The 24607-nt window shown below is 67.8% G+C and carries 19 protein-coding genes; 8 read left to right on the top strand and 11 right to left on the bottom strand.

What is annotated here, in order from left to right; all coding sequences use genetic code 11:
• Position 1 precedes the first annotated feature (1 nt).
• From yidC to ACIBW9_RS13385, 6 genes are all read left to right on the top strand, one after another.
• Positions 2-1285, top strand: a complete 1284-nt coding sequence (gene yidC / locus ACIBW9_RS13410) for a membrane protein insertase YidC (RefSeq protein WP_398954395.1) — start codon at positions 2-4, stop codon at positions 1283-1285.
• A 15-nt stretch (positions 1286-1300) separates the two neighbouring features.
• On the top strand, positions 1301-1813 hold the full coding sequence (locus tag ACIBW9_RS13405; RefSeq protein WP_351473061.1) for a R3H domain-containing nucleic acid-binding protein: 513 nt from the start codon (positions 1301-1303) through the stop codon (positions 1811-1813).
• 119 nt (positions 1814-1932) lie between these two features.
• Positions 1933-2649: a 16S rRNA (guanine(527)-N(7))-methyltransferase RsmG gene (gene rsmG / locus ACIBW9_RS13400; RefSeq protein WP_398954392.1), complete on the top strand. Its 717-nt coding sequence runs from the start codon at positions 1933-1935 to the stop codon at positions 2647-2649.
• Positions 2650-2950: 301 nt separating this feature from the next.
• Positions 2951-4024, top strand: coding sequence for a ParA family protein (locus tag ACIBW9_RS13395; RefSeq protein ID WP_389073371.1), 1074 nt, complete (start codon positions 2951-2953; stop codon positions 4022-4024).
• A complete protein-coding gene (locus tag ACIBW9_RS13390; protein WP_398954390.1) occupies positions 4021-5121 on the top strand; it encodes a ParB/RepB/Spo0J family partition protein in 1101 nt (366 codons plus the stop codon). The genes ACIBW9_RS13395 and ACIBW9_RS13390 overlap by 4 nt, the downstream gene beginning before the upstream one ends.
• 327 nt (positions 5122-5448) lie before the next feature.
• On the top strand, positions 5449-6066 hold the full coding sequence (locus tag ACIBW9_RS13385) for a GNAT family N-acetyltransferase (RefSeq protein ID WP_398954388.1): 618 nt from the start codon (positions 5449-5451) through the stop codon (positions 6064-6066).
• A 94-nt stretch (positions 6067-6160) separates the two neighbouring features.
• Here the strand turns inward: ACIBW9_RS13385 and trxA are convergent, their stop codons facing one another.
• From trxA to ACIBW9_RS13350, 7 genes are all read right to left on the bottom strand, one after another.
• A complete protein-coding gene (gene trxA / locus ACIBW9_RS13380) occupies positions 6161-6493 on the bottom strand; it encodes a thioredoxin (protein ID WP_003991504.1) in 333 nt (110 codons plus the stop codon).
• Between the two features lie 41 nt (positions 6494-6534).
• Positions 6535-7503, bottom strand: a complete 969-nt coding sequence (gene trxB / locus ACIBW9_RS13375) for a thioredoxin-disulfide reductase (protein WP_398954386.1) — start codon at positions 7501-7503, stop codon at positions 6535-6537.
• A gap of 168 nt (positions 7504-7671) precedes the next feature.
• Positions 7672-8589 (bottom strand): anti-sigma factor family protein, encoded by a 918-nt coding sequence (locus tag ACIBW9_RS13370; RefSeq protein ID WP_398954384.1) that lies wholly within the window; start codon positions 8587-8589, stop codon positions 7672-7674.
• A complete protein-coding gene (gene sigM / locus ACIBW9_RS13365) occupies positions 8586-9323 on the bottom strand; it encodes an RNA polymerase sigma factor SigM (protein ID WP_398954382.1) in 738 nt (245 codons plus the stop codon). Before sigM ends, ACIBW9_RS13370 begins: the two co-directional genes overlap by 4 nt.
• A 31-nt stretch (positions 9324-9354) precedes the next feature.
• A complete protein-coding gene (locus ACIBW9_RS13360; RefSeq protein ID WP_398954380.1) occupies positions 9355-11070 on the bottom strand; it encodes a serine/threonine protein kinase in 1716 nt (571 codons plus the stop codon).
• A gap of 138 nt (positions 11071-11208) precedes the next feature.
• Positions 11209-13485, bottom strand: coding sequence for a murein biosynthesis integral membrane protein MurJ (gene murJ / locus ACIBW9_RS13355; protein WP_398954378.1), 2277 nt, complete (start codon positions 13483-13485; stop codon positions 11209-11211).
• 44 nt (positions 13486-13529) lie between these two features.
• The gene (locus ACIBW9_RS13350; RefSeq protein ID WP_398954377.1) at positions 13530-15920 is read right to left on the bottom strand and encodes a DUF6049 family protein; all 2391 of its coding nucleotides are present in this window, start codon (positions 15918-15920) and stop codon (positions 13530-13532) included.
• A gap of 258 nt (positions 15921-16178) precedes the next feature.
• On the opposite strand from ACIBW9_RS13350, the gene ACIBW9_RS13345 reads away from it, so the two are divergent.
• A complete protein-coding gene (locus ACIBW9_RS13345; protein WP_398954374.1) occupies positions 16179-17621 on the top strand; it encodes a CCA tRNA nucleotidyltransferase in 1443 nt (480 codons plus the stop codon).
• A 106-nt stretch (positions 17622-17727) separates the two neighbouring features.
• Here ACIBW9_RS13345 and ACIBW9_RS13340 read toward each other — a convergent pair whose 3' ends face one another.
• The 4 genes from ACIBW9_RS13340 to ACIBW9_RS13325 form a co-directional block, all read right to left on the bottom strand.
• Positions 17728-18237 carry a hypothetical protein gene (locus ACIBW9_RS13340; protein ID WP_398954372.1) on the bottom strand — a complete coding sequence of 170 codons (510 nt, stop codon included), beginning with the start codon at positions 18235-18237 and terminating at the stop codon, positions 17728-17730.
• Between the two features lie 123 nt (positions 18238-18360).
• On the bottom strand, positions 18361-19623 hold the full coding sequence (locus ACIBW9_RS13335) for an MFS transporter (RefSeq protein ID WP_398954369.1): 1263 nt from the start codon (positions 19621-19623) through the stop codon (positions 18361-18363).
• 86 nt (positions 19624-19709) lie between these two features.
• Entirely contained in the window at positions 19710-20792 is a 1083-nt protein-coding gene (locus ACIBW9_RS13330) for an inositol-3-phosphate synthase (RefSeq protein WP_351473029.1), read from the bottom strand.
• Between the two features lie 44 nt (positions 20793-20836).
• Positions 20837-21520: a helix-turn-helix transcriptional regulator gene (locus ACIBW9_RS13325; RefSeq protein ID WP_398954367.1), complete on the bottom strand. Its 684-nt coding sequence runs from the start codon at positions 21518-21520 to the stop codon at positions 20837-20839.
• Positions 21521-21871: 351 nt separating this feature from the next.
• Between ACIBW9_RS13325 and ACIBW9_RS13320 the strand changes: the two genes are divergently transcribed.
• On the top strand, positions 21872-24535 hold the full coding sequence (locus ACIBW9_RS13320) for a transglycosylase domain-containing protein (protein ID WP_398954364.1): 2664 nt from the start codon (positions 21872-21874) through the stop codon (positions 24533-24535).
• Positions 24536-24607 lie beyond the last annotated feature (72 nt).

The raw sequence follows: 24607 nt of genomic DNA, 5'->3' as shown, positions 1-24607 counted from the left end.
AGTGGACACGATTGCCAGCCTCTTCAGCTTCATCACGACACCCGTTTCATGGGTCATCGTCCAGTTCCACACGGTGTACGGGAAGATCTTCGGTCCCGACACCGGATGGGCCTGGGGCCTGTCCATCGTGTCCCTGGTGATCCTGATCCGTATCTGCCTGATCCCGCTCTTCGTGAAGCAGATCAAGGCGACCCGGGCGATGCAGACGCTGCAGCCCGAGATGAAGAAGATCCAGGAACGCTACAAGAGCGACAAGCAGCGCCAGTCCGAAGAGATGATGAAGCTGTACAAGGAGACGGGCACCAACCCGCTCTCCTCGTGCCTTCCCATCCTGGCGCAGTCTCCGTTCTTCTTCGCCCTGTACCACGTGCTCAACGGCATCGCCTCGGGCAAGACCATCGGCGTCATCAACGACTCGCTGCTGGCCAGCGCTCGTAAGGCGCACATCTTCGGGGCGCCGCTCGCCGCGAAGTTCAAGGACGGCGCCGACACCGTCCACGCCCTGGGCGCCACGGTCACCGACGTGCGGGTCGTCACCGCGCTCATGATCGTCCTGATGTCGGCCTCGCAGTTCTACACGCAGCGCCAGCTGATGACGAAGAACGTCGACACCACGGTGAAGACGCCGTTCATGCAGCAGCAGAAGATGCTGATGTACGTCTTCCCGGTCATGTTCGCCGTGTTCGGCATCAACTTCCCGGTCGGTGTCCTCGTCTACTGGCTGACCACCAACGTGTGGACCATGGGCCAGCAGATGTACGTCATCCACAACAACCCGACCCCGGGTTCCAAGGCTCAGGCCGCCTACCTGGAGCGCCTGACCAAGCACGTCACGCACCACGGCAAGGTCCGTCGCCGGAGCGAGAAGACCATCGTCAAGGCGATCGTCGCCAAGGGGCGTGACCGCAACGAGTTCGAGCGCAAGTTCATCAACGCCCTGAACAAGGCGGGTCTCGTTGCCCAGACCGACGGCACCGTGATGAAGAGCGACAGCGCTGCCGCCGCCCAGTCCGAGGACGGTACGGCGACCACTGGTGGCGCCGCCGCTCCCAGGCGCCAGCAGCCCAAGCGGCAGAGCAAGGCCCAGCGTCAGTCCGGCGGCGCGAAGGTGCCCGGCGACTCCGAGCCGAAGACGTCGCTGAGCAAGTCCGACGAGCCGGAGGACGCCAAGCCCTCCGCCGCTGCGAAGAAGGCCGAGCCGAAGCCCGCCGGCGGTACCCGCAGCAAGGCCCAGTCCGGGCAGCGCAAGGGCCCGCAGCGCCCCAAGTCCCCGTCCAAGAAGTAAGAAGGAGCCCATCCCGTGACGGAAGGCACCACCTCCGCCGCTGCCGAGGGTGCAGACACCCTTACCCGCCTGGAGCAGGAGGGCGAGATCGCGGCGGACTACCTCGAGGGTCTGCTGGACATCGCCGATCTCGACGGCGACATCGACATGGACGTCGAGGCCGACCGCGCCGCTGTCTCGATCATCAGCGACGCGGGCAGCCGCGACCTGCAGAAGCTGGTCGGCCGTGACGGTGAGGTGCTTGAGGCGCTGCAGGAGCTCACGCGCCTGGCGGTGCACCGGGAGACCGGGGACCGCAGCCGGCTGATGCTGGACATCGGCGGCTACCGTGCAAAGAAGCGCGCCGAGCTCTCCGAGCTGGGCGCCAAGGCGGCCGCCGAGGTCAGGAACACCGGCGAGCCCGTGAAGATGAAGCCGATGACGCCGTTCGAGCGCAAGGTCGTGCACGACGCGGTCAAGGCTGCGGGCCTGCGCAGCGAGTCCGAGGGCGAGGAGCCGCAGCGCTTCGTCGTTGTGCTCCCGGCCTGATTGGTTCGTACGTTCCTCCGGCCCCGTCTGTAGCGCAGGCGGGGCCGAGCTTTGTCAGCCTGATAGTTCTGGTGGTCTCGGCGCTCGGTGCGCTGATGCGGTACGGAAGGACGGTCCCCGTGACGGAGGCAGCGGAGCTTCCCCCTGCGCCCGAGCAGGCGCGCGCGGTGTTCGGCGATCGCTTCGCGGACGCGGTCCGCTATGCGGAGCTGCTCGCTGAGGCGGGTGTGCAGCGCGGTCTGATCGGCCCGCGTGAGGTGCCTCGTCTGTGGGAGCGGCACCTGCTGAACTGCGCGGTGCTTTCCGAGGTCGTGCCCGAGGGCGTGACGGTCTGCGATGTCGGCTCGGGTGCCGGCCTGCCGGGCATTCCCCTGGCGCTGGTCCGCGAGGACCTGAAGATCACGCTGCTGGAACCGCTGCTGCGGCGTACGAACTTTCTCACCGAGGTCGTGGAGTTGCTCGGGCTGGACCATGTGACGGTCGTCCGCGGCCGGGCCGAGGAGGTCATGGGCAAGGTGCCGTCGGTGCATGTGGTGACGGCGCGGGCCGTGGCTCCGCTGGACCGGCTGGCCACGTGGGGCATTCCACTGCTGCGGCCGTACGGGGAGATGCTTGCGCTCAAGGGCGACACCGCTGAGGAGGAACTCCAGAGCGCGGCCACGGCGCTCAGCAAGCTGGGTGCGGTGGAGACGTCCATCCTGCATGTGGGTGAAGGGGTGGTGGACCCTCCGTCCACGGTCGTGCGGGTCGAGGTCGGGGAGAGCCCCGGCGGTGTCCGCTTCGCGGCGAAGAAGGCCAAGGCCGCACGGGCGGGGCGAGCACGTCGGCGCCGCTGATCCGGCCTGACGACGAGACGTACTCCACACAAGCTGCCAAACCTACGCACGCCGGAGTGTCGCGACAGTTCGGCCACCGCTGCTGTGCATCGTGTTTCACGTGAAACGTCGCTCACTGCTCCACGGCATCATCAGCCGCGGCCGCGCCGCTGCCGAACCCCGCGACCGTAAGCCTCTCGGTTCACTCGCAGAGGCACCCGTATCCGAAGAGATTCGGTCCCCCGTGAGGGGGGCCGAGTTGTCCACAGAGGTGGATTTCTCCACAGAACAACAGGCCTCACTGGTTCACGACCCCGAAGACATGGGAGGCTCTGTTCATTGCGAGCCTGAAGTCGAGGAGAGTGAATCCTTGCGGTCCGACGCCAACATCGCGGGACCGATGACCGATCCGGTCCCCGGTCCCCGTACCGAGTCGATGGGGGAGGATGTTTCACGTGAAACACCGCCTCCGATGGACGACACTCCGATCGGTCGTGCTGCCCAACTGGCGGTGGAGGCTTTGGGCCGCGCAGGCGAGGGCCTGCCACGGCCCGAGCAGACACGCGTCATGGTGGTCGCCAACCAGAAGGGCGGTGTCGGCAAGACGACGACCACGGTCAATCTTGCCGCCTCCCTGGCCCTGCACGGCGGCCGCGTCCTGGTGATCGACCTCGACCCTCAGGGCAACGCATCCACTGCGCTGGGGATCGACCATCACGCCGAAGTCCCGTCCATCTATGACGTCCTGGTCGAAAGCAAGCCCCTCGCGGAGGTCGTCCAGCCGGTCCCCGATGTCGAGGGTCTCTTCTGTGCCCCCGCCACGATCGATCTCGCCGGTGCGGAGATCGAGCTGGTGTCCCTGGTGGCACGGGAGAGCCGACTGCAGCGAGCCATCCAGGCCTATGAGCAGCCGCTGGACTACATCCTGATTGACTGTCCCCCATCGCTCGGCCTGTTGACGGTCAACGCGCTGGTGGCCGGCGCAGAGGTCCTCATCCCCATCCAGTGCGAGTACTACGCGCTGGAAGGTCTGGGCCAGTTGTTGCGCAACGTCGACCTGGTGCGGGGGCACCTCAACCCCGCCCTGCATGTATCGACGATCCTGCTCACCATGTACGACGGTAGGACGCGCCTCGCGTCCCAGGTCGCGGACGAGGTGCGCAGCCACTTCGGTGACGAGGTGCTGCGGACGAGCATTCCCCGCTCGGTCCGTATCTCCGAGGCTCCGAGTTATGGGCAGACGGTGCTGACCTACGATCCAGGATCGAGCGGAGCCCTGTCCTATCTTGAGGCGGCACGAGAAATCGCGCTGAAGGGTGTGGGTGTGTCCTACGACGCACCGCATGCCCATATCGGCGCCCAGAGTGATCGAAGCATGGTGGAGGGGATTCAGTGAGCGAGCGACGGAGGGGTTTGGGCCGTGGTCTCGGCGCGCTGATCCCTGCTGCCCCGACGGAGAAGACACCGGCTCCGGCCGCGATGGGGGGCGCAGGTTCTGCGTCGCCTTCGGCGGTCCCGGTGCTGACCACCGACCGGGGAGTGGCCGCGGCGAAGGTGACAACGCTGCCGCCTGTTTCACATGAAACGGAGGAGCCGTCGCTGAACGGCGTCGCGGAGGCGCCCGCGTCTCCTGTGGGCGCCCACTTCGCGGAGCTTCCTCTCGACGCGATCACGCCGAACCCGCGCCAGCCGCGTGAGGTCTTCGACGAGGATGCGCTGCAGGAACTCGTCACCTCTATCAAGGAAGTGGGTCTCCTCCAGCCGGTTGTCGTACGGCAGTTGGGCCCTGCCCGCTACGAGCTCATCATGGGCGAGCGGCGCTGGCGGGCCTGCCGTGAGGCCGGCCTGGACGCGATCCCGGCGATCGTGCGGGCCACGGAGGACGAGAAGCTTCTCCTGGATGCCCTGCTGGAGAACCTGCACCGGGCGCAGCTGAACCCGCTGGAAGAGGCTGCCGCCTACGACCAGCTTCTGAAGGACTTCAACTGCACGCACGACCAGCTGGCCGACCGGATCGGTCGGTCCCGTCCCCAGGTCTCCAACACGCTGCGGCTGCTGAAGCTCTCGCCGGCGGTCCAGCGTCGGGTGGCTGCCGGGGTCCTGTCCGCCGGTCATGCGAGGGCGCTGCTCTCCGTCGAGGACTCGGAGGAGCAGGACCGGCTGGCCCACCGGATCGTGGCCGAGGGGCTGTCCGTGCGAGCCGTCGAGGAGATCGTGACCCTGATGGGTTCGCGGCCGCAGACGGCTCAGCGGTCCAAGGGCCCTCGGGCCGGCGCGCGAGTCTCTCCGGCGCTGACCGACCTTGCGACCCGTCTCTCGGACCGTTTCGAGACACGCGTGAAGGTCGACCTGGGGCAGAAGAAGGGCAAGATCACCGTCGAGTTCGCCTCCATGGAGGACCTTGAGCGGATCCTCAGCAGCCTTGCTCCTGGTGAGGGGCCGGTTCTGCAGAAGAGCCTCCTGGAGGACGATTCCGAGGATCTCGAGGCCTAGACAGCCTGTGCCGAGGGGCGGTTTCGCTCGCTGGGCCGAAAGAGTGGGCCGTGTCCGGTAGGTACCGGAACACGGCCCGCTCTTTGCTTTCAGGCAGTATCGATGGAATCGCTTCGTGGATACGATGCGTTTGGGTATGGCGCATCCACCTGGCAGTACCTCTGAGAGGGAGGCAGGGGCCATGCGAACGATGAGCCGCACCGGACTGGTGAGCGCAGGTCTCGGACTGGGCGCGGTCGGCGGCTTCGTCGGCAGCCTGCTGAGGGAACGGAGCGCTCTGACAGCCGCCCGCGACGCTGCGGGCGAAGGAAGCGAGGAACAGGCTTCATGGGGCGTCGGCTCGTACCGCTCACGCTGGACAACCTTCAGGACCTTCCCAACCGCTGTCGCGCGTGTGTCTTCTGGGAGTTGGACCCAGTCAGCGGTGAGGCCGCGGTAAAAGTGGGCACGTCCGCCCTGGAGAAGGAAGCGTGGATCTCGGCGGTCCTGCTGGACTGGGGGTCCTGCGGTCGGGTCGTCTACGTCGACGATGTACCGGTGGGCTTCGTCCTGTACGCCCCTCCGGCCTACGTTCCGCGCTCTACGGCTTTCCCCACGAGTCCCGTTTCGTCCGACGCAGTGCAGTTGATGACCGCGTTCCTCATGCCGGGCTATCAGGGGCAGGGGCTCGGACGGGTCATGGTCCAGACGGTCGCGAAGGATCTGCTCCGGCGGGGCTTCAAGGCAATCGAGGCGTTCGGGGACGCACGGTGGAAGGAGCCCGCGTGCGTCCTGCCGGCCGACCATCTTCTGGCCGTGGGCTTCAAGACGGTCCGCCCTCATCCGACTTACCCGCGTCTGAGGCTGGAGCTGCGGACGACACTGTCCTGGAAGGAAGACGTGGAGATGGCGCTCGACCGGCTGCTGGGGGCCGTGCAGAAGGAGCCGGTGCTGAGACCGCTGTGAAAGGCATCCGGACAAGCGAATGGGCCGACCCTTCCGGGTTGGCCCATTCGTGTTTCACGTGAAACATCCACCGCCGACTCGACGGCTTTGCCGACTACTCGGCGATGAAGTCCTCGAGGTCGCGGACGATCGCGGCCTTCGGCTTCGCACCGACGATGGTCTTGGCGACCTCGCCACCCTGGTAGACGTTCAGCGTCGGGATGGACATGACGCCGTACTTGGCGGCCGTACCCGGGTTCTCATCGATGTTGAGCTTGACGACCTCGATCTTGTCGCCGTACTCGGCGGCAATCGCCTCGAGAGACGGCGCGATCTGGCGGCAGGGCCCGCACCAAGCGGCCCAGAAGTCCACCAGTACGGGCTTGTCGCTCTTGAGGACGTCCTGCTCGAAGGAGTCGTCGGTCACATTCTTCAGGGTGCCGGCCACGGCGGGCTCCTTAACTGGTTGATGCGTGGGGCGGATGGAGGTCAGACAGAGGTCTTCTCGGGCTCGGCCTGCTCCTCGTCCGCAAGGGCAGCGAGGAAGCGCTCGGCGTCGAGCGCGGCGGAGCAGCCGGTACCGGCGGCAGTGATCGCCTGACGGTAGGTGTGGTCGACCACGTCACCGGCGGCGAAGACACCGGTCAGGTTGGTGCGGGTGGAGGGAGCGGCGACCTTGAGGTAGCCCTCCTCGTCGAGGTCGAGCTGGCCCTTGAAGAGTTCGGTGCGCGGGTCGTGGCCGATCGCGATGAACAGCCCGGTGACCGCCAGGTCGGAGAGCTCGCCGGTCTTGAGGTTGCGCAGCTTCAGGCCCGAGAGCTTGGGGTCGCCCTGGATCTCGGCGACTTCGCTGTCCCATACGAACTTGACCTTCGGGTCGGCGAAGGCGCGCTCCTGCATCGCCTTGGAGGCGCGCAGGGTGTCCCGGCGGTGGACGATCGTCACGGACTTGGCGAAGCGGGAGAGGAAGGTTGCCTCCTCCATCGCGGTGTCGCCGCCGCCGATCACGGCGATGTCCTGGTCCTTGAAGAAGAAGCCGTCACAGGTGGCACACCAGGAGACACCTCGGCCGGAGAGGGCGTCCTCGTTCGGCAGGCCCAGCTTGCGGTGCTGGGAGCCGGTGGTGACGATGACAGCCTTTGCCCTGTGCACCGTGCCGGCGGTGTCGGTGACGGTCTTGATCTCACCGGTGAGGTCGACGGAGACGATGTCGTCCGGGACGAGCTCGGCACCGAAACGCTCGGCCTGGGCGCGCATGTTGTCCATGAGCTCGGGGCCCATGATGCCGTCCCGGAAGCCGGGGAAGTTCTCCACGTCGGTGGTGTTCATCAGCGCGCCACCGGCGGTGACGGCGCCCTCGAACACGAGCGGCTTCAGCGACGCGCGCGCGGTGTAGAGCGCCGCCGTGTAGCCGGCGGGCCCGGAGCCGATGATGATCACGTTACGGACGTCGCTCACGGCTTGTTTCCTCGTCTCTGGACTGCGTCGTCGGACCGGGGGAGCCCCTCTCAGAACTCTCACCCCACCCAACGGATCCTAAGGGGCGCGCATTCCCACTGTGTCCGGGCACACGGAGGCGCGACACCGTACGGGATACCACGCATGACGGAGAGGAAGCCTGGGCGTTCAGGGACGGGCGTAGGAGTGCATCAGGAGAACCCTCGCCTTGGCGGCGGACGCATGGCTCACACAGCTCGCATCCACGATGTATGCGGTCACCTTGTTACTGGCGGAGGTGTCGGACATGACCACGAGCAGGACGTTCATGCCCTTGTACCTCCCTTCCTTCGCCGCGAGTGCCGGGTCGGTGCGCCCGATGCCGTTGCGCACACAGTCCGGGACCGTGGGCTCCTTGAAGATCTTGGGCTGGTTGCTCCCGCCCTCCACACCAAGACTGTGCGGAGCATGGGAGCCGCTGCCCGAACCCTGGCTCTTGAGGAGACCGCTGACCTGGCCCTGCAGCGTGGCCTCCGAGAAGGTGTCCGGGGCGGCGGACTTGCCGCCCCGTGCTTCGGAAGCGGGCGGCTTCCCGTCGTTCAGTGATGTCAGCAGGACGGAACTGAAGCCCAGTGCGGCGACTGTGAAGACGGTGCCCAGGACGGCGATCCTGCGGCGGCCGCCCCGCTTGCGCTGCTTACGACCCGGTCCGGTGGTGGAGGCATGGGAATGTCCTGTGGGACGGTCTGCCGTTGCCGATGTTTCACGTGAAACGCGCACGCTGTCACCGGCGTCGTCCACGACACGGGACGCACCGACGAGCGCCGGGGTGCCCGTCCCATCGGGTGCCGTCGCGTTGAGCAGAGCCTCGGCCGCGAGAGCGGCGTCGATCCGGCCTGCGACATCGGCGGGCATGCGGGTGGGACCCGGCACCGAACCGAGCAGCCCGCGGATCTCGTCCAGCGATGCGTAGACGTCAGCGCAGAGCTCGCACTCGTCCAGGTGCCGTCGTACGTCGGCAGTCCGGGAGGGCGGAAGGAGACCCTCGGTGAGGTCGGAGATCTCGGCGACGTCCGGGTGTCCGGCCATGTCCGTCGTGGATGTCACGCTCGCCCACCTCCGCCCTTCACAGCAGCTGAATCGCTTGGCCCGGTATCCGGCCCTCTGTCGCGTGGACCGGCAGTCGGCGGTCCCGCTGCCGGTGGGACGGATGTCCCCTGGGTCCGGTTCCGTCCCTCGCCCTGTTCCTCGGGGCCACCGGCGTTTTCCGGCCGGAGATGGGTGAGGAGCGGCAGGAGTCTGGCTCTGCCGCGGGCGCAGCGGCTCTTCACCGTGCCGGTGGGGACATCGAGCACGCGGGCGGCTTCGGCGACCGGGTATCCCTGCATGTCCACCAGGACGAGGGCGGCGCGCTGGTCGGGCGGCAAGGTGCCGAGGGCCTCCAGCAGCTGCCGGTGCAGGTCGTTGCGCTCTGCGGGGGCCGATGCCTCCTCGTGCGGCTCGAGCAGTTGCTCCAGCCGCTCGGTGTCGTCGACCGGGGAGGTCTTGCGTGAGGCGGCCTTGCGGGCGCGGTCGAGGCAGGCGTTCACCGTGATCCGGTGCAGCCACGTCGTGACCGCCGACTGGCCCCGGAAGGTGTGGGCGGCCCGGTAGGCGGACACCAGGGCGTCCTGGACGGCGTCAGCGGCCTCCTCGCGGTCCCCCAGCGTCCGCAGGGCCACCGCCCACAGCCGGTCACGATGACGCCGCACAAGCTCGCCGAAGGCGTCCGGGTCGCCCTCTACATGGCGGGCCAGGAGATCCTGATCGCTTGTGTCGCCGTATGCGGTGTCATCTGCCATCGGACCCCCTCCCCTGGGATGCGGTGGGCTTTCAGCCGGTGAACTTCAGGTCCGTCACGGCCTGCTTGTAGCCCGGGTCGCTGTACGAGTCCCCCGGCGCATAGGGCAGTGCCGTGAACCACACCAGTACGTACCGGCTCTTCACCGGCTTGGCGACGGTCACCTTGGCAGACGTGCCGGAGGTCGTCACGGATCCCAGTTTCGTCATCGAAGTCAGCGGAACCGAGGAACTCATGGAGTCCGTCGCGTAGAGCGTGACCGTCGTGTGATCGCCGCCGAACAGGAGCCCTATCGAAGCGGCGGAGACCTCCTGCTCCGAGCCGAAGTCGTAGACGATGCCGACACCGGGCTTGAAGGCCGGTTTCATGTCCGGGCCGTCCTTGTAGCTGGCGGTGCGCCAGTACGTGGAGCTCTTGTTGTCGTACGTCTTGTCGACGTCGTTGGGGTGCTGGGCGTCACCCTTGGCGACGTACTCCTGGGCCTGCTGGATCTGGAGGGTCTTGGTCGGCTTGGGTGCGTTGTTCTTGTCGCCCCCGTCGTTCGTCTGCGTCTTGTTCGTGTCGTCGGATTTGTTGTTGTCCATGAGCGCGTCCGCGAGCTGCCAGCTGCCGAGGCCCAGGGCCGCGATGAGGAGGGCCGACACGGCCCACTTCAGGGCCTTGCCGGTGCGGCTCTGCAAAGGGGCCGGAGGAGCCGGAACCGGCTGGGTGACACCGGGATGCGGTGCCGGGCGGCCGTACGTGCCCTGTTGATACGTGGTGCGCTGGTACTCCGGCGGCGCGGTGAACGCGGGCTCCGGCGGGCGGATGCGGGGCATCTCACCGATCGCCTTCACCAGTTCCTCCGGCGTGGTGCAGGGGGATTCATGGCGGGAGGCGGTCGCCCCGTCGTTGGCGAGTGCGCGCATGGCCAGCTCGGACAGACCGCGGTGGACACCGGCCCGCACCTGGTCGGGTGCGATCAGACCGACGTCCTTGGGCAGGCCGGCCAGACCGTACGCGTCGTTCTCGTACGGCCAGCGCTGGGTGAGCCCCGCGTACAGGAGCGCGCCGACGGACTCCGTATCGGTGCGCTGCGGGGTGTCCGAATTGATGCCGCGCAGCGCGGCGTTCACGGCGAGGCCACGGATGCGCCACTGGCCGCTGGAGGTACGCAGCACGGCGTTGGGGTTCAGCCGCAGATGGGCCAGGCCCTCGCGGTGGGCTGCCGCCATTGCGGAAGCGATCTGACTGACCATCTGGTAGGCGTCGTGCGGCTCCAGCGGACCGGAGGCGAGCAGCGTGGTCAGCTCGGCGGCGTCGGGCAGCCACTCGTGGACGACGTAGACGAGGTCGTTCTCCTCGACCGCGTCCAGCACCTGGACGAAGCGGGGATCACCGAGCAGAGCCGAGGAGCGGGCCGCGGCCAGCACCGAACGTGCCCGTGAATGGTCCGCGGGCAGGATGTGGACCCCGACGGCACGGCGAAGCTTCTCGTCCACGGCACGCCAACTGCTGAATCCGTCCAGACGGGTGACGCACTCCTCGAGCCGGTACCGTCTGGCGAGTTTGTGGCCACTGTGCAGCTCGGGCGGTGAGGCCTTCCCGGGACCTTCCGTCCCGCCACTCCCCTGTGCCTCGTCGATCTCCGTGTCCCGCTCCCGATTCTGGGCCACCCCGTCGGCCGTGGACTGGTCCGCCTCCGCGGTCAGCGGTTCGTCGCCGCTGTTGTCTGCCACGTCGACGGCAGCCGTGCTCCGTTCCGCCACCGTCGTTCCTGCCTCCCCATTCAATGCGCGCCGGCCAACACCCGTGCGCGCTGTCCGACGCCGAAACCAATTGTGCCCACAGTCCGCCGCTATGCACGACACGCGGTGGCGGACGATGGTTGTGCGCGTACCCCTGTGTCAGCGCCCCAGACGCCCGCGGACCATGCCGACCAGTGAATTCAGCTCCTCGATGCGCATCTTTCGGGCGGCCAGGAAGAAGATCCCGAGCAGCACCGCGCCGCCTGCCAGCAGGGCCGCGAGGGAGCCGAGGACGCCCTGGCCGAGCGTGTGGCCGATCTCGTAGCAGGCGGCGCCGCTGAGGGCCGCTGCGGGCACCGAGGCGATGCAGAGCCTGGCGTACGTCCGCAGGACGCGGGCGCCGTCCAGGTCGCCGCCGAGCCGCTTGCGCAGCCGGTTCCAGGCGACGCCGACACCGATCGCGTACGCGAGGCCGTACGAGGCGGCCATGCCGGCCACGGCCCAGCGGGGCGGCAGGGCGACATAACACAGCGCGGAGGCGCCGGCGTTGACCGCGGCCACGATGACCGTGTTGTAGAAGGGTGTCCGGGTGTCCTCGTAGGCGTAGAACGCCCGCAGGACGACGTACTGCACGGAGTACGGGATCAGGCCAAGGGCGAACGCCATCAGCATGAAGCCCATGTTGGTGGCCTCGCTGATGCCGGAGGAGCCGAAGATCAGCGTGCACATCGGGATGCCGAGGGCGAGGAAGCCGAAGGCGATCGGCACGATGGCGACGGCCGTGGTGCGCAGGCCCTGGGAGATGTCGTCGCGGACGGCGCCGCTGTCGTCCTCCGCCGCCGAGCGCGAGATGCGCGGCAGCAGGGCGGCCATCAGGGAGACGGTGATGATGGCCTGTGGCAGGCCCCAGATCAGCTGGGCGTTGGCGTAGGCGGCGAAGCCGGTGCCGTCGACGGGTGAGGCCTTGCCGGCCGAGGTGGACAGCTGTGAGACGACGATCGCGCCGGCCTGGTTGGCGAGGACGAACAGGACGGTCCACTTGGCGAGCGTCACGGCCTTGCCGAGGCCGTGGCCCCGCCAGTCGAACCGCAGCCGCAGCCGGAACCCGGTCTCGCGCAGATACGGGATCATCGCCAGCGCCTGGACGACGAGACCGAGCAGCACACCGATACCGAGGAGCCGCTGGCCGTCCGGCGGGATGTTCGTGACCTTCATGCCGGAGTCGGCCGCTGTGCCGTACACCCACATGAACATGCCGAGAGTCACGATGATGACGATGTTGTTCAGGACCGGCGTCCACATCATGGCGCCGAACTTCCCACGGGCGTTGAGGATCTGGCCCATCACCACATGGACGCCCATGAAGAAGATCGAGGGCAGGAAGTAGCGGACGAAGGTGACGCCCACCTCGTTGGCCGCAGGGTCGCTGGCCACCGAGTCCGACAGCAGGCGGATCAGGAGCGGCGCCCCGAGGACCGCGAGGACCGTGAGGGCGCCCAGCGCCACCATGACCAGGGTCAGCAGACGGTTGGCGTAGGCCTCACCACCGTCCTCGTCCTCTTTCATGGCACGGACGAGCTGTGGCACGAACACCGAGTTGAGGCCGCCGCCGACGGTCAGGATGTAGATCATCGTGGGCAGCTGGTAGGCGACCTGGAAGGTGTCACCGAGCAGACCGACACCCAGCGCCGAGACGATCAGTGCGGAGCGGATGAAGCCGGTGAGGCGGGAGACCATCGTGCCCGCGGCCATCACGGCGCTCGACTTGAGCAGGCCCCCGCCCTTCTTCGCCGGGGCCACAGGAGCTGCGGAGGGCACCGGAGCTGCGGGCGGCGTGGTGCCGAGGTTCATGGTCTGGTCGGTCGCGGGCGTGGGCGCCGCCGGAGCCTGGTGCTGCGGGGACGGCGAGGACGCTCCCGGTGCGGCCGCCGGACCAGGCACGGACGGGGGATCCGACGGAGGGTATCCGCCGTTCTGCTGCTGGTCCCGGAAGAGATGCGCGAAGGCGTCCGGCTCGTGGCGCTCCTCGCCCGCCCGGGTGACCAGGTCGTCGACGCCCACGTACTGGGTGGTGCGGGGGTCGTCGCCGTACGGCAGGTACTGGCTCGGCCCGTCCGGTTCCGGCGCCGGTGTCTGGGCCCAGACACGGGAGTCGGGGGCGTGCGGGGACTGAGGGGGCTGGGAGTACAGCGGTTGCTGCGGCTGGTAGGCCCCCGGGGGCGGCGGGGGGTGGGCGGCACGGTCGTACAGGGCCTCGGCGACGGGGTCCTGCGCGGAGAGGTCCTGCGCCCGGTAGGGGTCCTGGTCGTAGGCGTCCTGGAGGTACGCGTCCGCGGGGGGCTGCGGCGGTACCTGGCCGTGCTCGGGCAGCGGGCCCTCGGGGGGGCCCGAGCTGCCCGCGGCCTGGCCGCGGTCACCGTCGTACGGCGCGTTCATGGTTACCCCACCTCATCGTCCCGGGCCCACCGGCCACGACATCCTCAACGGTCCACTCTCTCACCCGTGCCGGACGGGTCGGTGCTTTCCGGTGCGGTGTCCGGTGTCGGGTCACTCTGCTGCTCAGGGTCGTCTGCCCGGGCGTCGGTGCCGGACTCCTCCTTGAGACGGTCTTCGGGACCCTCGGGGTTCTTCGGGTCCTCGGCGGGCTCGCCGGCCTCGTCGGGACCGCCCTCCTCGGCCTCACGGGCAGCCGCGCGCTTGCGCTGCGTGTACATCCGGAAGCCGGCGAGGACGAGCAGGAGGAAGCCGCCGCCGATGACCAGCATCACGGTGGCCGTGAACTCGGTGACCTTGACGTCGAAGGTGACGGCGTGGCCGTATTCCTGGCCGTCCTCCGTGTACAGCTGGGCGACCACCGTGGCCTGGCCGTTGGCCTTGGCCGTCGTGGTGAACTTCACCGTCTGGCTGTGCCCGCCGGAGACCGTGACGGGCTGTTCCTGGTAGGCGTGGCCGCCGATCTGGAGGCGGGTGGGGCTCGTCGAGGTGAGGCGCAGCGTCAGGTGCTGGACACCCTGTACCAGGTTGTTCTGGACGGTCACGGGGATGGTGGCGCTGCGCCCGGAGAGCTTGGTGTCGGACTTGTCGATCAGCTTGACCTGGCCGGTGAGATCGGTGAGGTGGTTGTCGACGTCGTTGCGGAAGCTCGCCGCGGCGGCCGCGTTGCCCCGCCACGACGTGGACATCCCGCGGTTCATGGCCCGCCCGAAGGGGGTCACCACGCGAGACTCGTCGCTGAGGATCACCTTGAAGTTGTCGAGTTCGTCCTGTGTGGTCGCGATCTCCTCGAAGGCCGAGCGCGGCAGCTCCTGCTTGCGCAGGGAGGACGGATACGCGGACGTCGACGGCACCTTCGTCGTGGCACCCGGGTCCGGTTTGGCATGCGCGGCCGCCGTGAGCTTCTGGACCTCGGACCAGTTGCCGCCCTCGAGGGCCGACAGTGCGTCGGCCATGGCCTGGGCCTGGTGGGTGGTGGGCATGCGCTGCGGAGCGACGACGATGCTGCGCTGCTTGTTCGTCTGGAGGTTGAGCGCCAGGCTCTGGGCCAGGAACTGCTGCACGGCGAGCGTGCTGTCGGAGGCCGTCGTGAGGTCGCCCTCGAACGCTTCCGACAGGCGGGCGTCCGCGACCACCGCCGTGGTGCCGCCGCCGATCGGGCGTGCCGCGGAGGGGGTGTAGGACAGGCCGCCGGTCTCCTGGAGGCTGTCGCTGCGCGCGATGACCTGGTCGGCGCCGGCGGAGGTGGCGACCTTCACGATCGACGGGTCGACGGCGCCGTCCACGGGCCAGGCGAAGTCCGTGCTCGGTTTCACGTGGAGGATCGGCTCCACCGTGTTGGCGACGACGTCCGTGGCCTCCTTGAGGTGGCTGAGGGAACCGGTCACGCTCGTGCCGTTGTGGGCGAGGGAGGCGAGGTCCGGGTCGGCGAAGGGCAGCGCGACGACCTCCTTGTCAGCCACCGCCTTCTGCAGCTCGGCGAGCCACTGCTTGGCGACCGCCTGGTGCGTGCCCGCCGTGGTGGTGTTGCCGGCGGCCCGGACCCGATAGCTGCGGGTCATCGCGTCGACCGAGGCCAGCAGATCCGGGTCGATCACCCAGGTGACGTCGAGGCTCTCGCCCAGGGACAGCATCTCGTCCAGGCGGCCGCCCGGAGAGATCTCCTTGGCGAGGTCGTCATTGAGGAAGACCGGTGTCTGCTGCTCGTTCGAGCCTGTCTCCGCCGTCATGTGGACGGTGGACACCAGCGGCCACAGAAAGGTCGTCTTCGTCTTGGTGCCGGCCTCGTCGGGCTGCCAGGGCAGGAAGGTCCGCTGGATTCCGAGGACCTGGTCCCACTGCTGCGCGGCAGTCTGGCCGGACAGCGAGACGGCGAACTGGTAGACCCCGTCGTCATCGAGGTTCAGCTTGTCGACCGGCACCGAGATGCTGAAGGGCTCGGCGACCCCCGGAGTGAGCTGGGAGAACTTCTCGACGTACTTGCCGCCGATCTCCGAGCCGGTCGCGCCCTGGAGGCTGTCACTGTCCTGGGCGACGTCCGCGACGGCCGAGCGCGTGTTCAGTTCAGGGCCCACGCGCAGTCCCACGTGGGCGCCGGTGACCGTCTGCTTGCCGTTGTTGGTCACGGTGCCCGACACGGTCAGCGTGTCCCCGTCCGTGGGGACCTCGGGGCTGAGCGAGTCGAGGGCGACGGACACCGAGCCCGAACCTGAGGCGTCCTGCGCGGCGGTCTGACCAGCCGCGTTCGCGGAAGCCGCGGAGGGCAGCTGGAGGAGACCGGCCAGCAGAGGCGCTCCAGCGAGCAGTGCTCCGGTGCGCCGCAGCCACCGGCGGGCAGGTGAGGGAATCGTCCCCTGGAAGTCTGCCGCCTCGGCCACGCGCTCGTCCGTCCCTCGTCGTCGTCAGTGGTCGTCGGAATGTGCGTCCACGCATGGTAACGATGCCCGCTGAGGGGAAGTGCCGCGGACTGCCGCACAAGATCGGGAGCCGGCGCCGACCTGTCCTTTATCTGCACGTATAAAGAGAAGTGCGACCTGTACGCCCAAGAGCAGGGTTTGTGCACCTCTCTACTGAAGTGTTCGTGGACGTTTAATGGAGGCGCTTGCGGGCGCCCGGGCCACGTACCCTCTTCTGTTGTGCCGAACGTCAACGAAGCCAACCTCAGTGCCCCGAGTCAGGAGCCGCACCGCGTGCCGAGTGAACCGCTGCGGGTGGATCCTGTCGCCGAGGACCTCGCCCGCCGTTTCCAGGAGGCCGGGTTCTCGCTCGCCCTGGTCGGCGGCTCGGTCCGGGACGCGCTGCTGGGCCGGCTCGGCAACGACCTCGACTTCACGACCGACGCCCGTCCCGAGGACGTCCTCAAGATCGTCCGTCCGTGGGCGGACGCCGTGTGGGAGGTGGGCATCGCCTTCGGGACGGTCGGCGCTCAGAAGGACGGCTTCCAGATCGAGGTGACGACTTACCGGTCGGAGGCCTACGACCGGACCTCGCGCAAGCCCGAGGTGTCGTACGGCGACTCCATCGAGGAAGACCTCGTCCGGCGCGACTTCACCGTCAACGCGATGGCCCTCGCGCTTCCGGAGAAGAAGTTCATCGACCCGCACGGCGGACGGGAGGACCTCGCTGCGCGTGTCCTGCGCACCCCGGGCACTCCTGAGGCCTCCTTCTCCGACGATCCCCTGCGGATGATGCGGGCCGCACGCTTCGCCGCGCAGCTCGACTTCGAAGTGGCTCCCGAGGTCGTGACGGCCATGGAGGAGATGGCCGGCCGCATCGAGATCGTCTCGGCCGAGCGGGTACGGGACGAGCTGAACAAGCTGATCCTCTCCGCGAACCCGCGCAAGGGTTTGACGCTGTTGGTCGAGACCGGTCTCGCGGACCATGTGCTCCCGGAGCTGCCGGCCCTGCGGCTGGAACGTGACGAGCACCATCGGCACAAGGACGTCTACGAGCACACGCTGATCGTCCTTGAGCAGGCGATCGCGCTGGAAGAGAACGGTCCGGACCTGACTCTCCGCCTGGCGGCGCTGCTGCACGACATCGGCAAGCCGCGCACTCGCCGCTTCGAGCAGGACGGCCGGGTCTCGTTCCATCACCACGAGGTGGTCGGGGCGAAGATGACCAGGAAGCGTATGACGGCTCTCAAGTACTCCAACGAGCTGGTGAAGGACGTCTCGCGTCTGGTCGAACTCCACCTGCGTTTCCATGGCTATGGCACCGGCGAGTGGACGGACTCGGCGGTCCGCCGCTATGTCCGTGACGCCGGTCCTCTCCTCGACCGCCTCCACAAGCTGACGCGCTCGGACTGCACGACGCGGAACAAGCGCAAGGCGGCGGCGCTGTCGCGGGCGTACGACGGGCTGGAGGAGCGCATCGCCCAGCTCCAGGAGCAGGAGGAACTGGACGCGATCCGTCCCGACCTCGACGGCAATCAGATCATGGAGATCCTGGGGATCGGCCCGGGACCGGCCATCGGTCAGGCGTACAAGTTCCTGCTGGAGCTGCGACTGGAGAACGGGCCGATGGAGCACGATGCGGCGGTGTCGGCGCTCAAGGAATGGTGGGCTGGGCAGAGCTGAGGCCGTGAAACGGGGTCATGTTTCACGTGAAACATGACCCCCGAGATGCGCGGCAGGGGCGGTGTTTCACGTGAAACACCGCCCCGAGCGCGCGGGCGACCCCCTGCTACTTGGCGGAGTACGGCGTGAGACAGAGGGTCAAGTCGGTCCTGCCGGTCTCCGTGTACTCGGCGTACTTGTTGCGGTCACAGCCGGAGTCGTCGCTCTTCTTCTGGGCGACCTTGTACTTGGCCTTCGGACTGCTGCAGTCCACGACCTTCAGGCCCGGGTCGGTGGTGCTCTCCGGGTTGCTGATGCTCATGCAGTCGCCGACCTTGGCGGTGTCGGGGTCATGGCGGCTCGCGAAGTAGCCGACTCCGGCGGCTATGAGGGCCACAATGACCACCCCGATACGCAGGTACTGCTTGATGCCGCGCTTCGGCCGCTGCGGAGGAATCGGCGCGTACGGCGCGGTGGCCTGCTGGGGGAACCCGGGCTGACCCGGCTGCTGCGGGTAGCCGCCCTGGGGCGGATAAGGTGCCGAGCCCTGAGGCGGGTACGGTGCCTGGCCCTGGGGCTGGCCGTAGGGCTGCTGACCCTGTGCGAAAGGGTTCTGGCCCTGGGGCGGAGTGGTCACTTGAAGGTCCCCCCGAAGAGTTGGTGAGCGGACTGCATAAGAGCCGCGTAAGACCCCGGTAAGTTATCGGCTGCCACTGACACTTCTGTGACCAGAAGGGACTCTGTGGCCTTGATGTGACACTTACCGGCGTTCAAAGCGGGCCATAGCCCCAGCAACCACCCCGTAGACCACGGCGACTGTGACCACCAGCGGCACGGAGCGGCCGTCCGGTGGCAGCATCAGCGCGGCCACCGCCGCGGCGCCGACGAAGGCGACGTTGAACAGGACGTCGTAGACGGAGAAGATCCGGCCCCGGAAGCCGTCGTCCACCGAGGACTGCACGAGCGTGTCTGTCGCGATCTTCGCGCCCTGGGTGGTGAGGCCGAGGACGAGTGTCGCGACCAGCATCGGAGCGGTGGCGAACGGAAGACCGAGGGCAGGTTCCAGGACGGCGGCCGCCGCGGCGCACACCACGATCCAGCGGCCCGGCCCTAGGCGTCCCGCACCCCAGGGCGTCACCACGGCCGCCGCGAAGAAGCCGGCGGCGGAAGTCCCCAACGCCAGCCCCAGCAGACGCAGTCCGTCGTCCGTGGTCGAGGCGAACGTGTACCGGCACAGCATCAACAGCATGACCAGCAGCGCGCCGTAGCAGAACCGCATCAGGGTCATCGTGACGAGTGCCCAGGCGGCCTCCCGGCGCGGCGGTGCGGCGAGGTGTCGTACACCTGCCGTCAGGTCGCGGGCCGTGCCGGTGATGGCCGTGACCAGTCTCGGCTGCACCAACTCGGCCTCCGGGCCCAGCAGTTCCGGTGCCAGGCGCAGCGATGCGAGCGCCGCGCACAGGTACAGGAAGGCGCCCAGCAGGACCACGGCGGCGTCGGAGTCCGCCACCACCAGCCGTACGACGAAGGCGAGACCGCCGCCCGCGGTCGCGGCGAGCGTACCGGCAGTCGGGGAAAGGGAGTTGGCCATCACCAGGCGCTCGGCGTCGACGACGCGCGGCAGTGCGGCGGAGAGTCCCGCGAGGACGAAGCGGTTGACCGCGGTCACGCACAGCGCGGAGGTGTAGAAGAGCCACTCCGGGGCGTGACTGAGGATCAGGACGGCTGTCGCCGACGCCAGCAGGGCGCGCAGCAGGTTGCCGTAGAGGAAGACCTGGCGGCGGCGCCAGCGGTCCAGGAGGACGCCTGCGAAGGGGCCCACCAGGGAGTACGGGAGCAGCAGGACCGCCATGGCGGAGGCGATCGCGGTGGCCGAGGTCTGTTTCTCCGGCGAGAAGACGACGTAGGCGGCGAGTGCGACCTGGTAGACGCCGTCGGCGCCCTGGGAGAGCAGGCGTACGGCAAGCAGGCGCCGGAAGTTCGCGAAGCGCAGCAGAGTGCGCAGATCACGGACGACGGCCATGGGGCACAGCCTCACATACGGGGAGGGTCCCCGGGCGGGCAACCCGGGGACCCTCGACGCCCTGGCAGGAGCGGTTGTGCCGGCGCTTAGCGCTCGACCTCACCCTTGATGAACTTCTCGACGTTCTCGCGGGCCTCGTCGTCGAAGTACTGGACCGGCGGGGACTTCATGAAGTAGCTGGAGGCCGACAGGATCGGGCCGCCGATGCCGCGGTCCTTGGCGATCTTCGCGGCGCGCAGAGCGTCGATGATGACACCCGCGGAGTTCGGGGAGTCCCAGACCTCGAGCTTGTACTCCAGGTTCAGCGGGACGTCACCGAAGGCGCGGCCCTCGAGGCGGACGTAGGCCCACTTGCGGTCGTCCAGCCAGGCGACGTAGTCGGACGGGCCGATGTGGACGTTCTTCTCGCCGAGGTCCCGGTCGGGGATCTGGGAGGTGACGGCCTGCGTCTTGGAGATCTTCTTGGACTCCAGGCGCTCGCGCTCGAGCATGTTCTTGAAGTCCATGTTGCCGCCGACGTTCAGCTGCATCGTGCGGTCCAGGATGACGCCCCGGTCCTCGAACAGCTTCGCCATGACACGGTGCGTGATGGTGGCGCCGACCTGCGACTTGATGTCGTCACCGACGATCGGGACGCCCGCCTCAGTGAACTTGTCCGCCCACTCCTTGGTGCCGGCGATGAAGACCGGAAGGGCGTTGACGAAGGCGACCTTGGCGTCGATGGCGCACTGGGCGTAGAACTTCGCCGCGTCCTCGGAGCCCACGGGCAGGTAGCAGACGAGCACGTCGACCTGCTTGTCCTTGAGGACCTGGACGACGTCGACGGGCTCGGCGTCCGACTCCTCGATGGTCTGGCGGTAGTACTTGCCGAGACCGTCGAGGGTGTGGCCGCGCTGGACGGTGACACCGGAGGTGGGCACGTCGCAGATCTTGATGGTGTTGTTCTCGGAGGCGCCGATGGCGTCCGCGAGGTCGAGGCCGACCTTCTTCGCGTCGACGTCGAAGGCGGCGACGAACTCGACGTCACGGACGTGGTAGTCGCCGAACTGGACGTGCATCAGGCCGGGGACCTTGGACGCCGGGTCGGCGTCCTTGTAGTACTCGACTCCCTGAACCAGCGACGCGGCGCAGTTGCCCACACCGACGATGGCTACGCGAACCGAACCCATTCCGGTTGCTCCCTGTGTGTACGAGTGAGGCCCTGACTGGGCTCTCACGTGACGGTGTCGTCGGGCGTATCCGTCCCGGGGGTGTCCCCGGGACGGGGCAGGACGCCCGGCGCTCCAGATGTGTTGTTCTGCTGAGCGGACCCCCCGGAGGCGGGACCCTTCAGGTCCCGTCCGGCCCGCTCGCTCTCGATGAGCTCGTTCAGCCAGCGCACTTCGCGCTCCACGGACTCCATCCCGTGGCGCTGGAGCTCAAGCGTGTAGTCGTCGAGGCGCTCCCGGGTGCGCGCGAGGGAGGCGCGCATCTTCTCCAGGCGTTCCTCCAGCCGGCTGCGGCGGCCCTCCAGCACGCGCATGCGCACGTCGCGCGACGTCTGCCCGAAGAAGGCGAAGCGGGCGGCGAAGTGCTCGTCCTCGTACGCGTCGGGGCCCGTCTGCGAGAGCAGCTCCTCGAAGTGCTCCTTACCTTCCGCCGTCAACCGGTAGACGATCTTGGCGCGACGCCCGGCGAGTGGCGCTGCGAGGGCGTCCTCGGGGGTGTGTCCCGGCTCTTCGATCAACCAGCCGTTGGCGACCAGCGTCTTGAGGCAGGGATAGAGCGTTCCGTAGCTGAACGCACGGAACACACCCAGTGATGTATTGAGTCGTTTCCGCAGCTCATAGCCGTGCATCGGGGACTCGCGGAGCAGGCCGAGTACGGCGAACTCAAGGATCCCGGAACGCCGGCTCATCCGCTCGCCTCCTGCCCTATCTCGCTCCGATGTATCGACTCGATACATCACGACGATAGAACGGCCTTCCGGATGCGACAAGTGGGGAGACGGTGAACGGGATCACATCACTTATTCATCCGAGGCAAGTTGCCTGATTTGGGGTGAACTCTGGGGCTCAGTGGGTTTTGGCGGTGCGTAGTCTGTGCGGCATGCAAACCACCGGGAGCCGAGTGACGCCAGGGGGCGTCATGGCTCCCGGCGCGGTACGGGTGAATGCGGGATCGACCACATCCGTACTTCGGGGGGACCGGAAACCAGCCGCCGTTTCCAGGCGCGCAAAGGTGCGCCTGCCCGAGGAGTAGTCCTTCGATGAGCGAGCACCGTCGCAAACCGCCGCAGCCGCAGGGAGGCGGACGTGCCGCGGCCCGACGCGGCCAGTCCGGCTCGTCCTCCGGCCGCCGCGCGGCACCGCGAGGCGCAACCGGGTCCCCGGCCGATTACGGACTGGGCCAGGGGTCGACTGACGAGGAGCGGTCGTACGGCGGCCGCGCCGAAGCCCGCCGCGCGGCACAGAGAAGCGGAGGCGGCCGTCGCAGAGCGGCCGACCCCGGCCGCGGCGGACGACCTGGCGGCCCCAGCGGGCCGGGGCGGGGCAGAGGGCGAGCACCCGATCCCGGCAGGAAGCGTCTGATCGACTATCCGCGCGCGGGCAAGTACGGCGTGGCGCGCTGGGTGCCGTCGTGGAAGCTGGTGGCGGGCCTTTTCATCGGCTTCATCGGAAGCCTGGTGGCCGTGGCGGGCATCGGGTACGCGATGGTGAGCGTCCCGAACGTCGCCGACACCGCGAAGGCGCAGAACAACGTCTTCTACTGGTCCGACAAGACCGAGATGGTCGCCACGGGTGGTGAGACGAACCGCCAGATCGTCAACCTCTCGCAGATCCCCAAGGCGATGCAGTACGCCGTCGTCTCGCAGGAGAACAAGACCTTCTACACCGACAGCGGCATCGACCCGAAGGGCATCGCCCGCGCCGTGTTCAACATGGCTCGGGGCGGCGAGACGCAGGGTGGTTCCACCATCACCCAGCAGTACGTCAAGAACGCACGGCTGGACGACCAGTCACAGACGATCACGCGTAAGTTCAAGGAGATCTTCATCTCCATAAAGGTGGGCGCCACGGTCTCGAAGGACGAGATCATGCAGGGCTACCTGAACTCCGCGTACTACGGGCGCAACGCCTACGGCATCCAGGCGGCCGCCCGTGCGTACTTCAACAAGAACTCCGTCCAGCTGAACCCGGGCGAGTGCGCGTTCCTGGCGGCGATGCTCAAGGGCGCCACGTACTACGACCCGGCGGGCGCCACCTCCATCGACCCGGCGGCCACCCAGGAGGCCAACAGCAAGCGGGCGCTGCGCCAGATGCAGAACACCCTCGACAAGATGGTCCAGTACCACCACCTGGACGCGGCGACCCGAGCGAAGTACACCACGCTCCCCGACGTGAAGAACCCACGGTCGAACACCCAGCTCGCCGGCCAGATCGGCTACCTCGTGGACCTGGCGAAGGCGTATCTGATCAACAACACCAACATCACCGCCAACGACCTGCAGCGGGGCGGCTACTCGATCTACACGACCTTCGACAAGAACAAGGTCAAGGAGCTCGAGACTTCGGTCAAGAACGTCCAGAAGGCCAATATCAAGCCCAAGGATCGCCCCAAGACGGACACCCACGTCCAGTTCGGCGGTGCTTCCGTGGACCCGACGACTGGCGCAATCAAGGCCATCTACGGCGGCGAGGACGCCACCAAGCACTTCACCAACAACGCCGACGTCACCGGCGCCCAGGTCGGTTCGACGTTCAAGCCGTTCGTTCTGGCGGCGGCGATGAAGTGGGGCGTGAGGGACAGGAGCCTCGGACCGGAGCAGGCGCAGGACGAACGCACCCCGGTCTCTCCGAAGAGCCTGTACAGCGGCAAGAACAAGCTCAAGATCGAGGACTACGACAAGACGGTCTGGAAGAACGAGAAGGGCGAGGAGTGGCTGCAGACCAACGACGGCAACGAGTCGTACGGCAGTCCGCCCAAGTACCAGATCGACCTGCGTGAGGCGATGCGGGAGTCGGTGAACTCCGCCTATGTGCAGCTCGGCATGGACGTCGGGCTGGACAAGGTGAAGGAGGCGGCCATGGATGCCGGCCTGAAGGAGAACAGCCTGGCCGGTACCAACTACCCGTCCTTCTCCATCGGTATTTCCGACCCGAGCGCTATCCGCATGGCGGGTGCTTACGCCACCTTCGCGGCCAGCGGCGAGCATCGTGATCCGTTCTCCGTCACGAAGGTCGAGAGCAAGGACGGCACGATCTACACCCATGAGGACAAGCCCAACGAGGCCTTCACGTCCAAGGTCGCCGACAACGTCACCGACGTGCTGAAGACCGTGGTCGACAAGGGCACGGGTACCGCCGCCCAACTGCCCGGGCGGCAGGTGGCCGGCAAGACGGGTACCACCGACGGCAACAAGTCCGCCTGGTTCGTGGGTTACACCCCGCAGCTGTCCACGTCGATCACGATGTTCCGCTACAACGACGACGAGTCGGAGAAGAACCGCACCTTCCTGGAGATGTATGGGACGGGCGGGCAGAAGAAGATCCACGGTGCCTCGTTCCCGGCTGAAATCTGGCACGACTACATGGCGGAGGCGCTGAAGAACGAGCCGGTGAAGGACTTCCCGACGCCGGAGCCGATTGGCACGATCGTCAACGCCGCGCCCAGCCCGACGGCCGTTCCGACGCCCACTGCGACCCTTACGAGCCCGTCGCCGAGTCCGACGCCCAGTGAGACCTTGACGAGCCCGTCTCCCTCACCGAGCCAGTCCTGCAAGTTCAGCTGGCAGTGCACGGACACCGGCGGTACGGACACCGGTGGCACCGACGGGGGCGTGACCCCCACGCCGACGGCCACGGACACGTCCGGGACCGGCAACAGCAGAGGCAACGGCAACGGCGGGCTCTTCGGAGGCCCGGCCGGCTAGTCGTCGCAGCACCCGACACGGGCGTTTCACGTGAAACATGTCGATGTTTCACGTGAAACAGGGGCCGCCGCA

Source organism: Streptomyces sp. NPDC049541 (genome assembly GCF_044465725.1).
Classification (GTDB): Bacteria; Actinomycetota; Actinomycetes; order Streptomycetales; family Streptomycetaceae; genus Streptomyces.
The sequence above is the reverse complement of the archived record's forward strand: the minus strand, read 5'-3'. Positions and strand labels throughout refer to the sequence as shown.